This is a genomic window from Vibrio rotiferianus (assembly GCF_002214395.1).
Classification (GTDB): Bacteria; Pseudomonadota; Gammaproteobacteria; order Enterobacterales; family Vibrionaceae; genus Vibrio; species Vibrio rotiferianus.
In genome coordinates this window covers 1,694,370-1,708,150 of record NZ_CP018311.1, presented here as the reverse complement: position 1 = coordinate 1,708,150, position 13,781 = coordinate 1,694,370, and the positions used below count along the sequence as shown (strand labels likewise).

The window sequence follows — 13,781 nt, the reverse complement described above, 5'->3', positions numbered from 1 at the left end:
TCCCTTTAAATATTAATTGTTATTTCACGATCTTCTGTACGATCATGTATTTTTAAAACAGAGCCAAAACCTAGCTGCCCTTGTTGCTTAGACAGACGCGCTTTAGGAAGCATGCTATGTTGTGTTGTTAGCTTCCAGTGAAGCTGTTTGTGTTCGCCTATGAATGCTGATGCGGCACGCTTGACTGTTTTTAGCCGAGCATGAAATGGAAGGAGCTCGCTCACTTGTTCTGACTTTTCTGGAAGTAGTTCTATTGTTGCACTGGCATTAATATCCCATGCTCGTTTTCCAATTGATGCGCCATTTCCTAACTGAGAAAACTGCCCCTCTGGATTTGAGTTAGATGTTAAACGAGTCTGCTCTTTCGGCTTCAGATACAGCCATTGCCCTTTAAATTCATGAACCTTTGCGTCGCAACTTGCTAAGGATTCGATAATGCTCTTCAACGCATATTTACTTTTAACTGGTGAAGAATGATAACCGCCAAAGTGTTGCGCTAAATGACTATTATCGCTGGAGATTGAATTCAAGCAGTCTGCATAAGGTGACCTTTCCATTCTCGAGTGAGCTCGTACTTGGACCGTTACCTGACTTAACTGCCAACTTCGATAATACAAAGAGAGCAGGCGATGGTTAAAAATGTCGTAAAAGTCGACCATTGCTGAATCGCTCTCTCGCAGCCTCGCTAGTGCAAGCTCACTATAGTGTTGCGGTAGAACGCCCTGCTCTCCTATCAGCCCAATCAAGTTTGTTTTGACTTGTAAACGGTCGTTGCCTCCCCGTTCAACACAACAAACTTGGTTGTTCTCATACCCTAGTTTTGCATTGACTTTCAGATTAATGCGTTCATTTTTTGGTAGAGCATCGGTTCCAATTTGAGCCTCACGCTTTAATACTTCAAACTCAAGAAGGTGAAGAACCTCAAACAAGGGATGCTTAGTTATTTCGTCAAAGAACGGTTCTGCATTCATAGGAGTGGCTTCTCTCCTGTCATCGCTGGCCATAAATGAAAGCGCTTACCGGTCGACTTAAGTTTTACCTCTAGCTGGGTAAAAATGTTGACTTCAGCGTATTGAGAAAAATAAATAGACAGTACACTTCCTAATAGAAAAATCTGCTCTGGCGGTAAAATTTGGTCGGAAATCATCAGCGTAATTCTGATTCCATGCGCAAAGCCTACTTTGCCTCCAGCGCTTATACGTCCCGTGGTCTTCTCGTATTCAAGATGAACTAATGAATCAACTAGCGCCTTTGTTTCTGCTGTACCATTGAAAGCGAAGAGGTTTAGTGTCTGCTTTAATGTAGATAACCCATCTTCGCCAGAAAAATGATTCAGAGTCAAAAGCTTGGTTAACTGCCAACGGGTGCTTTCATCCATTTCTGCTCTAATGGTTGCAGATAAAGAAGTGAGGCACTTCACACTAGAGAAATTGTCATTTACGTCGGGTAAGGCTACTTCGGGAAGCCCGCCACCGAATGGCAACTTTTGAGGAAGGTTTCGATTGCAACATTTAGCTTGGACATACATCAACCAATTTTCTCTACTTTCGGGAGCGAAGATTTGATGCTTTTTGTCAACGAAAGACAAATAGCTTTCTCGCCCAGGTTCATCATATCCCCCTGCCCAGTTCTTATCTTCTCTCCTCATCAGCCAGTATATTTCACCGCTTCCTAGGTAATGGGTATGCTCACCAGAGTAATAACTAGGGAGGTTTTTATATGCTTTATTCCAGTTTCTTAAGGTCACATCAGAGATAGAAACAACTTCTGTGCTCTCTGCATCTTGGTATTGAGGAACCAAATGATAGTCATAATCCGAAGGTGTTAATCGATGGGGCTCCATCGTACTTTGGAACAAATTGATGATTGGTGTACAACCAAGCATGAGACTATCCTCACCCACTTGTTTAGGTAGCCAATCGTCACTTACATCAAAATAGAAATTGATCTCCAACTCATGAGTGCTACCAATCATGTCGTATTGGAGTTTATCTAGCTCAAAAAACATAAATTTTTGAGGAAAATGTAAGTACTCAACAAGCAAACGCGATCCTGAAAAGCTTCTTTTACTATATGGTACAACTCGATCTGAATCGGAGAATCCGACCTCTTTAATACATCTTTTCGAAACGGAATGAACTTCCTTGCCATTAATAACAAATGAAATCCCAATCAAGTGTTGAAATACCATCTGATAAAGTCGCAAAGATAGTTGAGGTTGGCCATTTAGATAGAACTTTAGAGATTCAACACCTAAATCGGCTAATGAACTTTCCTCATCATTTGATGAGAGACAGACCTTTAGCATAGATTGCGCTTTCGATTCCCATCTCGATCCTACCGGCTTTACCGGTGCGTTTTCGAACGAGCTACTCACCACTTCAACTGGAAACATCTTAGTGAGATAACACGTTCTAAACTCGCATTCTTTAAAACCAGGGGCTCCTATTACTACCTTTTCCCCTACCGGTACTTCAAAATGATCTGTGGTAGAGTCAGAGCAACGCATTTTTATGATCGACATTGATGGAATTGGAGCATGAAAATCCGGAAATAGCTGCCCAGCTAAGGCTTCAGTAAACTGAGGATAACTGTTGTCTAAATTCTGCCTGATTCTAGCGGTTAAAAAAGCACAGCCTTCGAGTAAACGTTCAACATGAGGGTCATCTACTTGTTCTTCACTAATTCGTAGCCTAGAGGCAATTTTAGGGTACTGTTCCCCAAACTCCTGTCCCTTATGGCGTAAATAAGCCAGTTCACGATTATAATACTTTAGAAAATCTTCGCTCATTTTGCTTTACTCAGTTTCATTCCTAGGCTGACTGGTTCAATTGCAGAATTAAACGTAACTTTGTGCATGCTTTTGTCGATCAAGCACACCGCTCCAATTCTTAAACTTAGAGAGCGGTCTATTGAGTTATTTTCATTTGCAATGGATACAGATACCTCTTTCAAACGAGGTTCGAACTCTTTAATTGCAGAGCTTACAATGTCACATAACTGCTTTTGCCCATCTTGGCTACTGTATGGCATTGATGAAAAGTCAGGTAAACCATAGTTCAGTATCGAATAACGCAATTCCAACAAATCATCAGGTAATGCCGTCCAACCAATACGGCTGTTAAGCATTGCTTCTAAATCCCTCAATAAGTTATCAAGAACACATTGCTGTGTGATCGGAAAGTCTTTTTCGATTCGAGATGAAGGCTCACTATCTATTAGCTTATCGATTATTGATGCACCGACCATATTCTACTGTGGTACCTCAACCTGACGCTCCAGAGTAGTTAGATTGCAGATTGGTAACGAATCATCACCGACTAGCCAACATTTTTGCCCCTGACCAAGAAAAACTTTTTCCCCAAACGGTTTCCAATCTGTTTCCCGTCCGAGTTTCTGAGCATTACTCTCAGAGTCAATATAGGTTAAAGGCATATGAGCTTCCCCTTCACCTAATCCTTCAATATCAAATTCTATTGGTCGCCAAATGTTTTCTAGGATTGTTTGGGCGGGTCTCAACTCTAAATACACAACACTACTAAGGGGAACTAGGAAGTAATTCCCTTTACTTGAGAAAAGTTCTAGATAGCCACCTAGTCGGTCATCAATATCTCTAACATCTAATGTTTCAGTACCATTGACTACAAATGGTTCAATGGTTCTGTCTGATTCAAGCTTCCGAGATAGTGCTAGGGCTTGCTCAAAATTGGAGCTAGTAAAAGCAAGGTTTAAATCAACCTGAGACTTAGTCATTTGCTCATTTTTTCCAAGGATTTGCGCCGACGCGGCTCCGAAAGCAAAATCCGCACGTGCCTGCGCGGCTTTCACAAGGTGTCTTAGTTGGCTAGCGCCAGCTAGGTATTCTGGAAATAGCTTTATCGACTGCATCAACTGCTCATCTGCGCGCTCATAATCGCCCTTGATGCACAATAACTCTATAAACACGCTGCGAAGGTTTGCATCTTTTGGTTCACCTTTAATATTATCGGTGATCACATTCAAAGCAGAGTCTAGTTCTGATTGTGCTAATAGATCTTTCCATTGCATCTTTTTTTCCTTATGCAGAGTGTTCTGGTGATAACTCTGTTATTAATTTAATACTTGAGACCATTTGGTCTAACTGAAAATGAGGTCTTAGATGGACAATTGAATAGTAGTGTCCCGGGCTGTCTCGTTTTTCACGCACTCTTATTTGAGCTTCATTTAAAGGGTACTTTGCCCTTAATTCATCTGATGCTTCATCAGAGGCTGTTGTGTATTGGTGCAACCACTTTTGAAAATCTCTCTCAATTGCACTCGCATCTTGGTAACTACCAACTTTATCTCTCCCCATCACTTTAATGTAATGAGCAATTCGTGATACACACAAGGTATACTGCAGCATGGAAGTTAACTTGTCGTTCGCTTCAACTGTTTTGTCTTGGTATTTTGTAGATTGATAAATGGAGACATTGGACATCAACCCAACCATATCTGTTTCAGCTACAGGAGAAATTGGAATAAAGCCACAATCTGAAAGCACTTGCTCTTTCTTTTCAGATAACTTTAAATTTAACGGACAACGCTCGCGGTAGTTTTTGGCGTCTAACTTCAGTTTCGAACGTGCTGGAGCAACAACCAAACCCTGGCTATAGTCCCCTTGCTTAACTCCCCTAATATGAGTAAACCAGCCATGCTCTTGGTATGCTCGGATCGCAACTGCAGCAAAGCAATACGCCCCACTTCCCCATAAAAGCTCTTTGTCTGAAAGCTTTACACGTTCTTCGAAGACGAAATGCTCACCTCTCGAACCATCCGGCTGATAGGGTAAACGGAACAAAACATTGGGAGCTGTCATCCCTATAAACTTAGAGTCATCAGAATTTCTAAGTTCTCGCCACTTTAAATATTCAATTTGCTCAAACTGAGATGAAAACTCTTTTATCGATGACAACTCACAAAACCTGTCGACACCAAATATCTCTGGCGAAGCCGAGAAAATGAACGGGCTAAACGCGGCAGCCGCACTTTGAGAGATCTTACGAACCACCGAGATATCTTTATCGAACTTACTGGCATTGTTTCCAAGCTCATAGTCCCCGATCACTACACCAAAAGGCTCACCTCCCGGCATGGAGTATTCATTTTGGTAAATCAATTTGAAAAGTGCAGATTGATCGAATTCAATTGCTTTCAGTGAATCTTTACTAATCTCATCCCAAGTTGCAGCCATTACCTTTATCTTCACCGTATCTACAGATTGCTTGTCTATCTGCTCGCAAAGATATTGCGTTCCAATCCAAGTGCGCTCTAGCTTTTGAAATGTTGGATGATGAATAATTTCATTCAACTGATTTTGTAATAGCTCATCGATATGATTGATAGTACTCATTAGGCTATGACGAAACATTTCCAAGCTCTCAGATTTTGACCCTTCCAACCACATTCGTGCCGAGAGTATTGAATCAGATGAATCTAAAAAATTAGAAAACCAATAGCTGTCTAGTTCTGCATGACCACTGTCGACAAACTCGTGTTTTAACTGAGTCGGTTCAACAAAATTCAATCCAGATTTCGTATTCATGACCTAATAAGTACTCTTCGATTATTAGTAGAGCTTGTGGCGCACTAGGCTAGTTATCCACCTGATTGGGGAATTTTAGCGACTAAACGTAAAGAGGTCGTTAGCTCTTCCATTTGTAGCCATGGCTTTAACCAAGCGACCGCATTGTATGAACCTGGTGCTCCAGGAATCTCTTTCACTTGTACACGAGCATCCGCTAGAGGGTATTTTGCACGGATCTCTTGCCCACCGCCTTCGGACGCATTGACATAACTGAGGATCCATCGATTTAGCCATGATTCAACATCTTCAGCTTCCATGAAACTACCTATCTTGTCTCGCGCCATCACTTTTAAGTAATGTGCAAAACGTGAAGTTGCCATCATATAAGGTAGTCGAGCTGAGATAGCAGCATTTGCTGTTGCATCCGGTGAGTCATACTTAGCAGGTTTTTGACAGGTTTGAGCGCCAAAGAAAACAGCATAATTGGTATTCTTGTAGTGACACAGTGGTAAAAACCCAAGCTTACCTAGCTCCGCTTCGCGCCTATCAGTAATACCAATTTCAGTTGGACACTTCATGTCCGGATCACCATCGTCACTCATAAAGAAGTGAGTTGGTAGATTTTCAACACGCCCACCGCCTTCAGCGCCTCGAATCGCGGTGCAGAAACCGTATTTTGAAAATGCATCTGTCAATTTTGCACCCAACACATATGAAGAGTTCATCCAACAGTAATCATTGTGGTCCGCATTGACGGCGACGCCTGAAACCGCATCTACATCAAACTCTTCAAAACCAAACTCTTCAACGGGTGATGTTGCTTCGCCATATGGTAATCGAGCAAGTACTTTTGGCATGGTCAAACTTACAAAGCGTGAATCCGCACTTTCTCTAAAAGAGCGCCACTGAGTATACTCAAGTGATTCAAAGACTTTCTCAAGATCACGAGGCTTAGAGAGCTCAGTCCATTCATCGAAACCAAATAAAGCAGGTGATGCTGCGGAAAGGAATGGAGAAAAGCCAGAAGCCGCTACGTTCGACATTAGACGAAGTGTTTCGATATCTTCCGGATGATTTGTAAACTCATAGTCACCGATAAGAGCGCCATATGGTTCGCCGCCTGCACTACCAAACTCTGACTCATAGACTTTTTTAAAGATCTGGCTTTGGTCAAACTCAACCGCTTTACTCAAATCTTTGTGCAACTCTTTCTTGGTTGTACTCATCATTCTAATTTTCAATGAAGAGCTTGTCTCTGAGTTCATCACTAGATAGTTTAACCCACGCCAAGAACCCTCTAACTTCTGTAATTCCGGGTGGTGCATGACTTCAGATAACTGCTCCGAAATCTGCTTGTCTAGTAGAGTTATTGCTTCACGAAAAGTAACTGTTAGGTTTTTATTCCACGAGACGGTACCTTTCATAGCTTCTTCAGTAAGAGTTTTAATCAACTCTTCTGCACGAGAAGCTTCCGTTTGCTTAGTTGCTCCAATCGCTTGCTCCAAAAATGAGTAAGACTGCTCTTCTACTGTTGGATCGAGTTGCTTTTCAAGTTCAGTACTCATTATTCAGCCCCCTCTTTACTTGGTTCCTGCTTACCAAGTTTTAGCTCTCCTGCCAACTTCGTAAGGTTGTCGGTATTATTCAGAACATCTTCGAGGATATTTTCCAACTCTTCAGATCGATCGACTTTGGTCATCAGATCTCTCAATTTATTTCTTGTTTCCATTAGCTTACGCAAGGGATAAACTTGATTAACAATTGCCGCGGGTTCAAAGTCTTGCATCGAATTAAAACTCAAATCTACTGCGAATTCCGAGTCGTCATTCGCTAACTTATTCGCAACCTTGAACCGAACAGATGGACTCATTTTCTTTAGCACATCATCAAAATTATCTCGGTCAATTTGAATAAATCGGCGATCTTTAAGAGGCTTTAACTCCGAAGTGTTCTGTCCAGCAAAGTCCCCCATCACGCCTACAACAAAAGGAAGCTCTTTTTTAAGCGTTGCGCCTTCTGTTTCAACATCATAGGTAATGTGAACACGAGGCTTCCTTACTCGTGATAGTTTCGAGTGGATACTCGTCATACCGTTCTCCCTTTATCCTTCATTGTTTTGATTTGCTATGCCAACCTGACGGAAATAGCTGTTTTTTGCATCCCCATCGGAAATTAGTTCCGCCAATAAATCTGGCAGAGGCATTCCACACCAACGAATCACTTGCTCGATGGTGTAAGAAACTGGTGAGTGAGGTTCCGTTTCACGGAAAAAATCCGCGACATTCTGTAACTGATTGATTGCCTGCTCTCTCGAGCGCATATTGGTTGCTAACAGCTCTGTTGAGTCGACCTGAGAAATAATCTCTTCTGGAACATAATCTTGTTCAAGCTCATCGTTGATGGTTTCTGCCTTTCCCCTTTGGCTTGGGTAACGCCCCCCAAGCACATGCTTAAGTGCCGAGAGTATTGAATCTAACTTTTGATATATGTAAGAGCTAGGTGTTACATCACCAACAGCTTTATCTAACGTTTCAGAAAATTTACTAAATGAAGCAATTGCATACTCGAGGTCGGCTATTAAATCGATATAAAACTCATCAGAGGTCGTTTTTACCGTTTCAAGAATCTTAGCCAGTTCAATCGCTCCCCCATCAACCTTATAACGACGCTTATCTTCATCTAATCGTTCTAAGTCTATGGCCTGTTGATACTCCCAATAGGCAAATGCCTGATCAATGCCCATTTCAGTTAAAGGTATAGAAGCAATTGGAAATATTAGCGTGCCTTCTGACTCAATCCCATTTAGACCAATTAGCGAGGAGATACGCGTTTCCATCCCATCTTCATCAGGCATGGGATAGATATCATCCCAGTAAGTATCTACCAACCCGGTTGCTAGCTCATAGCCGATACCCATCCCTCTAAACCCATACAATCGAGTCAGTGCTTCTATTAGCCAAGCGACAAACTCAAGGTCTTTGGCTTGGTTTGACAAGACATCAGGCACCTCTTCCAAGAATACTCGCCATAACCCGCTATGGAGCAATATGGATTCTTCTTCGATGATTGCATTACGCTCTTCATTTCGGGCAAGCATACGTTGATCTTTTAATCGATAGTATGCGGACTGCGGGGAAACATCTTCTCTGGGATCAATTCCGGTAGCCAAACTACCCTTAATTGGCTCCAATGCAGCCTCATACCAATCAAACAAATGAGAGTTGGTACTCATCTAGAGCCTCCATTCATAAAGACAGGAATCGTCGCATCATTGTTACCATCGACTTCCAACTCGACTTTATCGCTACGCGCTTTTACGATCGTACAAGTGACGTTATCACTCGCCCCTCTCACCAAAGCCGAATGCAATAACGCTAGCCCAGCTTGACTCACCGTATCAGCTTGTAGCGTAGCTTTAATCTCTTGGTCACTAAGTTCTTTCGTTAAGCCATCACTGCATAACAAAAATTGGTCACCGTCCAAAAGTTGACCTGAAACCTGATCAATAGTGACATATTCATCAACACCAATTGCTCTAGTGATTACATTCGCTAGCGGGTGTGATTCTGCATCCTCCAACGCTAGTAAACCTTGGTCAACCAAATCCATTACTTGGCTATGATCACGAGTTTTCTGAGTAAAAATATTGTTCCTGAGTTGATAGATTCGGCTATCTCCAACCCACAGGCAATGAAAGTAACCATCATTGATGAATAACAATGTCAAAGTTGTTCCCATTGTTGCCCCATCCAGTTCCGATTGTGCGTATTGATATATAGCCGCGTTTGCTTGTTGTATTGTGACTCTCAAATCATCAATACTGCTTACATCGTCATCAATAATTCGACGCTCAATATGATCAACTAACATCTGGCTTGCGATATCACCAGCGCAGTGTCCACCCATTCCGTCAGCAACAACCCAGACTCTTTTTTCGGTCATATCCAATAAAGCATCTTCGTTGTATGGTCTTACCTTGCCGGCGTGGCTCTTCGCAAATGTAAAATAATTCCAATTCACTCTACTACCATCCCCACTGTTTCCAGTTTCCATCAAGCATCGCTGAAAACTGGCCAATTGAAGGCAAGCCACTTGTAATAACCATCGAGGACTCCACAGCTTGTGACCCCTCAGTCCACCAAAAACACGGATGATTTCCCACTGTGGCGAGCATGTGGTTTAGCAAAACTCGTTGACCGAACAACTCCGAAAATCTAAACACGGCATTCGCGGTACTCGGATCTAACAACTCTGCGATATAGCTAGTTGGCTCTATGCTTTCTAAACCTTCACCTGTTTCTTTTAAATTGTGATGCCACTTATCAAATTGAAACTCATCACCTAATACCTCAAGGGCCAAGCGTTCTGTCGTTTGAGTCCAATCCCGGCTTTCCCAGTAATCAATAGCCCGGCCGCGAACCGGCCTAACTACAGAAAAGTGAAAATAACGTCCAGCGGCATCGACACTCGGAATCAAAGTGCCGATATAAGTAGCATCTCCAATATAATTTTGGTCTAAGGCAAAGTGCCAAATTGGAGCATTAAGAAATAGCTCAACCCAAGTCTCATTCAACTGCTCTTTGCTCACCGCTAACACGGCTTGTTGCCAATCATGAAACTGTGAAACAAACTCAGATGGTAATCCTTCCTTGATAAAATCCCCTTTAGAAGGAATTTTACCAATATAGCCCCAACTTTCGGTTATAAGGTTTGTGGACATCTAAACCTCTCCATATCGTTGGACCAAAATGGATTAAAAGCACTTTTGGGAATCAATTCGAGTTGCACCTTATTTCCTTTCAAATCAATCATGACAATGTTGTCTTTTCTTGACTCCGGTCTTGCTTTCAAAGATTGGTCCAGTAGCTTAAAGATGCCCCATTCACCTTCATAAGTGTGTGATATCTCACGCTTCGAGTCCGGTGGTGTGAATACAATCCTCGTTTGCGCCGTCTTCGATGGCCACGTGAGGTCTCTCGCTCTTGCTGGCCCATGTTTATAAACTAAGTCTTGCTTACCAAGTTCTAATACAAACCTTGTTATATGCTGATCTAGATAAACAGGTTTCATTCCAAAATCGACTTTTAACGAGTTATCTAATTCAAAGAATGATTGTCTAATTTTTTGAGCTCGTTGAAAGACAAGTAACGTTTGTGTTTTCACTCCAATCTCTTTTTCAAACTTCCAACGCCCCTGAGTAGTATCAACAAATGGTTCTAGGTACTCTTGAAAAAAAGCATCCAAAGTACCGCCGTATCCGAAGAAGCGCTTAAAATCTTTCAAGCGAACTTCTTTGTCAGCACTGGGTTTAAAAGGGTATCTTCCTGCAATAGTTTGGTTGTATGCTTTGACGACTCTGGTTTGCCAAAGTCTGTTGAGGTGATCCTTGGAGCCCGACTCTGCAAACTTGACGGATTCTTGGGAAAGCTCACCCAACCATTTATTAAATGGTTTAGGCAATACGGCCTTCGCTGCAGAAAATGAAGACGCTACTTCTTGAGTAAGAGTGCCGTCCAGTATACTTTTATATGCTATTTTTTGATTATTTCCCGAGCTAGACAAATCAGTGAGGTAAGATCTTAGATTCAACATAGCATCTTGGATGTCGCTATAGTCTTTCTCACTTAAATGCAGAATATCAGCAAAGTGTATTTCTACCTCCTTTCCTGGCAGTGATACGGCGAATTCACTTTCATCGGGTAAATAAAGATCTAACTTATCTGCAGTATTCGAAAACTTGACCTTGGCAACTTTAGCCGTAACCTCTGACGCTGCTTTTTGGTTTTGAGTCAACGTCACTTTAGTTAGGCCAACTTCTTTTTGAATGGCTCGTAACAAAGACTCTATCGGCCTTTCGACACCACTTAAAACACGAGCTTGCTCAGTTGCCATTGACAAGGTTGGCGCTTGCTTTAGTTGAATATCTTCTACGAGTCCCTTCCACTCATTAACATAGTCCTGATAATACCTTTGTTGAACCCCTTTAAGGGCAGCATTCTCGTCAATGCTCCTTACTTCTATATCATCACCATATACCCAGTTTTCCTCCATCAAACTTTTCACAGTTCGACCGAGTTGTATTTGGAAAATGCTATGGAATCCATTGTAAGTATAAAAGCCTGGAATACCCTGAGAGAGAGGCTTTCCACTTCGCCTCTCAAACTGCTCTAAACTCTTCGGGCCAAGAACATCAGTGAGTCGAAACGAAGGAACATGACTCTTAGAGAATTGCATCTTCATTCGCTGATAAGCCCTTTCTGGGAGCGACATTTTCGTTAATACATCCCTCGCATCTTTGACGGAGTTTTCATTAAAATTGAGTCCTCGTTCGCTCGCTACTAGAAATTGTTGTGTATGAACACTTAGTCGCTCTCGTAGTGGTTCATTCAGGGCTCCTGGGAACTCTCGTTGAAAATAGAAATCAAACCAATTCATGACTTGCTGCATGTCAAACTTATCTGAGTCAAATAACATTAAGTATATTTTTAATGTTTCATATAAATACTCGCGATGATGCTTGTTGTCATCCATCTCAGATACAAGTGCGCTCGAAATCAACTCTGAAAAGTAGAACGATAGTGCATCTTTATAGGCTTGATTGGCTGACTGAGAAATTTTATCCCCTTGATACAGACCCAATTTGTTAAAAGGCTGTGAATCTGGGTAGTGGTTATCCGCTCCCAGTGGAAGCATCATTATTCGGTCGAGTGTTGTGACTGCATTTATGATGTCTTTATCAAAATCGAGTCCTTCAGCATTAATCATCACCTCAATATCACGGGTTTGTTGATTAACTTCTTTAATAAGATCAATATTCCAGCGATAGCTAAAAAACCATAATAACGACGCACATACTAATAGGCTTAAACAACCGACAAGCACCCCCTTTCTGAGCCATCGATTCTGTTTTTGATAGTGTTTATTAACACTACCTAGCCATTGCTCCTTAAAAATGACCTTTTCAAACAGACCTCTTACGAAATAGCTATGTGATGCTCGCTTAGTCATTTTTAGTGTTAACCGATTTAACCCTAAGCCACTTGCAGATTCATGCATTAGTCGGTCTACAGGTGCCCCCTCTTGAACGGAGCTTACAATAAAAATACCACGGATCATGGCTGGTTCTTCAAAGCTGTTCTGAGCGAAAATTTCTGACAAAAATTCATCTAAATTCGCTTGCATCATCCTTAACTGTTTTGGGAACTCGAATACCAATGCGCGTTTATCTAAGTCATCCTCTGTTTCTAAAATACGAAGCATTCTCTTATCTAAACGCTCTAATAACCCATAGAACTCTTTATTAAACAATCCAATAGAACCGCGCTCATCAATAACTTCCGTTGGAAACATAAACCCCAACAGTTCGTCACGCTCTTCCTTTGTGACATCAGCAAAAAATTCACTGAATCCCGCCACAAGATCTGCTTTTGTTAGTAACACATAAATCGGAAACTGCATTCCCAGCTGATTTTTAAGTTCTTGCAAGCGAGATTTAATTGCACGAGCATGCAAACTTCTCTCTGTTCGTGTCTGCGACATCACACTTGCCAAACTCACAGTAACAATTGCACCGTTGATTGGCCGCTGTGTTCGATACTTTTTGAGTAGTCCGAGAAAGCCGTGCCATGCCTTAGAATCAACCGCAGCCTGACTGTCCTGCGTGGTATATCGACCAGCTGTATCTATAAGAACGGCCTTGTTTGCAAACCACCAATCACAATGCCTAGTACCACCTATGCCCGCTACTGATTCAGCCCCCATAGTACTGGCTAAAGGAAATTCTAATCCAGATTGTTTGAGAACCGTGGTTTTACCTGTTCCCGGAGGTCCAATTAGTACGTACCAAGGTAGCCTGTATAGGCTTCTCTTTCCTTTATGACTGTGAGTTGCTATCTTTACCGCTTGCTCTATTTTATCGCGCATTAGAGCAATTTCCGATGCAGCCTCTTTATCAAACTGACTGTCTACTTCTAACAGGTTTTGAATACTTGCATCATCCTGAGCTTTTTGCCTATGTTGTTTCAATATAGAAACTAACGCCCATACTAGAACAACAGTAAGAATAGTGATTAACCGTTGAAAGTCAGTCTTTAACGGCTCATAAGATGAAATACTAATAAGCGGGCCAACAAACCAAATAAAGATTGAGAAGGCAAAAACTCCTATCAGGCTAATAAGCCACCTTTGGGAAAAAAACCTGCCAATGTCTTTCATATTCATTTTAATGATCCCAATA

General features: G+C 41.8%; 11 protein-coding genes. All 11 read right to left on the bottom strand.

What is annotated here, in order from left to right; genetic code table 11:
* Window positions 1-5: 5 nt before the first annotated feature.
* Genes tssG through tssM form a run of 11 tightly spaced genes read right to left on the bottom strand, consistent with a single transcriptional unit; the run spans window position 6 to window position 13,765 of the window.
* A complete protein-coding gene (gene tssG / locus BSZ04_RS07905) occupies window positions 6-971 on the bottom strand; it encodes a type VI secretion system baseplate subunit TssG (protein WP_088880097.1) in 966 nt (321 codons plus the stop codon).
* Window positions 968-2,791, bottom strand: a complete 1,824-nt coding sequence (gene tssF / locus BSZ04_RS07900; protein WP_088880096.1) for a type VI secretion system baseplate subunit TssF — start codon at window positions 2,789-2,791, stop codon at window positions 968-970. The genes tssG and tssF overlap by 4 nt, the downstream gene beginning before the upstream one ends.
* The gene (gene tssE / locus BSZ04_RS07895; protein ID WP_088880095.1) at window positions 2,788-3,249 is read right to left on the bottom strand and encodes a type VI secretion system baseplate subunit TssE; all 462 of its coding nucleotides are present in this window, start codon (window positions 3,247-3,249) and stop codon (window positions 2,788-2,790) included. Before tssE ends, tssF begins: the two co-directional genes overlap by 4 nt.
* A 3-nt stretch (window positions 3,250-3,252) precedes the next feature.
* Window positions 3,253-4,047, bottom strand: a complete 795-nt coding sequence (locus BSZ04_RS07890; protein WP_088880094.1) for a type VI secretion system accessory protein TagJ — start codon at window positions 4,045-4,047, stop codon at window positions 3,253-3,255.
* Window positions 4,048-4,057: 10 nt separating this feature from the next.
* Window positions 4,058-5,563, bottom strand: a complete 1,506-nt coding sequence (gene tssC / locus BSZ04_RS07885; protein ID WP_088880093.1) for a type VI secretion system contractile sheath large subunit — start codon at window positions 5,561-5,563, stop codon at window positions 4,058-4,060.
* 53 nt (window positions 5,564-5,616) lie between these two features.
* The gene (gene tssC / locus BSZ04_RS07880; RefSeq protein WP_010452260.1) at window positions 5,617-7,110 is read right to left on the bottom strand and encodes a type VI secretion system contractile sheath large subunit; all 1,494 of its coding nucleotides are present in this window, start codon (window positions 7,108-7,110) and stop codon (window positions 5,617-5,619) included.
* On the bottom strand, window positions 7,110-7,634 hold the full coding sequence (gene tssB / locus BSZ04_RS07875; RefSeq protein WP_088880092.1) for a type VI secretion system contractile sheath small subunit: 525 nt from the start codon (window positions 7,632-7,634) through the stop codon (window positions 7,110-7,112). The genes tssC (BSZ04_RS07880) and tssB overlap by 1 nt, the downstream gene beginning before the upstream one ends.
* Window positions 7,635-7,646: 12 nt before the next feature.
* Window positions 7,647-8,777 carry a type VI secretion system protein TssA gene (tssA, locus tag BSZ04_RS07870; protein ID WP_088880091.1) on the bottom strand — a complete coding sequence of 377 codons (1,131 nt, stop codon included), beginning with the start codon at window positions 8,775-8,777 and terminating at the stop codon, window positions 7,647-7,649.
* Window positions 8,774-9,565 carry a PP2C family protein-serine/threonine phosphatase gene (locus BSZ04_RS07865; protein ID WP_088880090.1) on the bottom strand — a complete coding sequence of 264 codons (792 nt, stop codon included), beginning with the start codon at window positions 9,563-9,565 and terminating at the stop codon, window positions 8,774-8,776. Before BSZ04_RS07865 ends, tssA begins: the two co-directional genes overlap by 4 nt.
* A 4-nt stretch (window positions 9,566-9,569) precedes the next feature.
* A complete protein-coding gene (gene tagF / locus BSZ04_RS07860) occupies window positions 9,570-10,265 on the bottom strand; it encodes a type VI secretion system-associated protein TagF (RefSeq protein ID WP_088880089.1) in 696 nt (231 codons plus the stop codon).
* Window positions 10,247-13,765 carry a type VI secretion system membrane subunit TssM gene (gene tssM / locus BSZ04_RS07855; RefSeq protein WP_088880088.1) on the bottom strand — a complete coding sequence of 1,173 codons (3,519 nt, stop codon included), beginning with the start codon at window positions 13,763-13,765 and terminating at the stop codon, window positions 10,247-10,249. The genes tagF and tssM overlap by 19 nt, the downstream gene beginning before the upstream one ends.
* Window positions 13,766-13,781 lie beyond the last annotated feature (16 nt).

Coding starts and splice junctions, on each gene's coding strand:
- tagF (WP_088880089.1), bottom strand. CDS start 10,265: ATGTCCACAAACCTTATAACCGAAAGTTGGGGCTATATTGGTAAAATT.
- tssB (WP_088880092.1), bottom strand. CDS start 7,634: ATGACGAGTATCCACTCGAAACTATCACGAGTAAGGAAGCCTCGTGTT.
- tssF (WP_088880096.1), bottom strand. CDS start 2,791: ATGAGCGAAGATTTTCTAAAGTATTATAATCGTGAACTGGCTTATTTA.
- BSZ04_RS07890 (WP_088880094.1), bottom strand. CDS start 4,047: ATGCAATGGAAAGATCTATTAGCACAATCAGAACTAGACTCTGCTTTG.
- tssM (WP_088880088.1), bottom strand. CDS start 13,765: ATGAATATGAAAGACATTGGCAGGTTTTTTTCCCAAAGGTGGCTTATT.
- tssC (WP_010452260.1), bottom strand. CDS start 7,110: ATGAGTACTGAACTTGAAAAGCAACTCGATCCAACAGTAGAAGAGCAG.
- tssC (WP_088880093.1), bottom strand. CDS start 5,563: ATGAATACGAAATCTGGATTGAATTTTGTTGAACCGACTCAGTTAAAA.
- tssG (WP_088880097.1), bottom strand. CDS start 971: ATGAATGCAGAACCGTTCTTTGACGAAATAACTAAGCATCCCTTGTTT.
- tssE (WP_088880095.1), bottom strand. CDS start 3,249: ATGGTCGGTGCATCAATAATCGATAAGCTAATAGATAGTGAGCCTTCA.
- tssA (WP_088880091.1), bottom strand. CDS start 8,777: ATGAGTACCAACTCTCATTTGTTTGATTGGTATGAGGCTGCATTGGAG.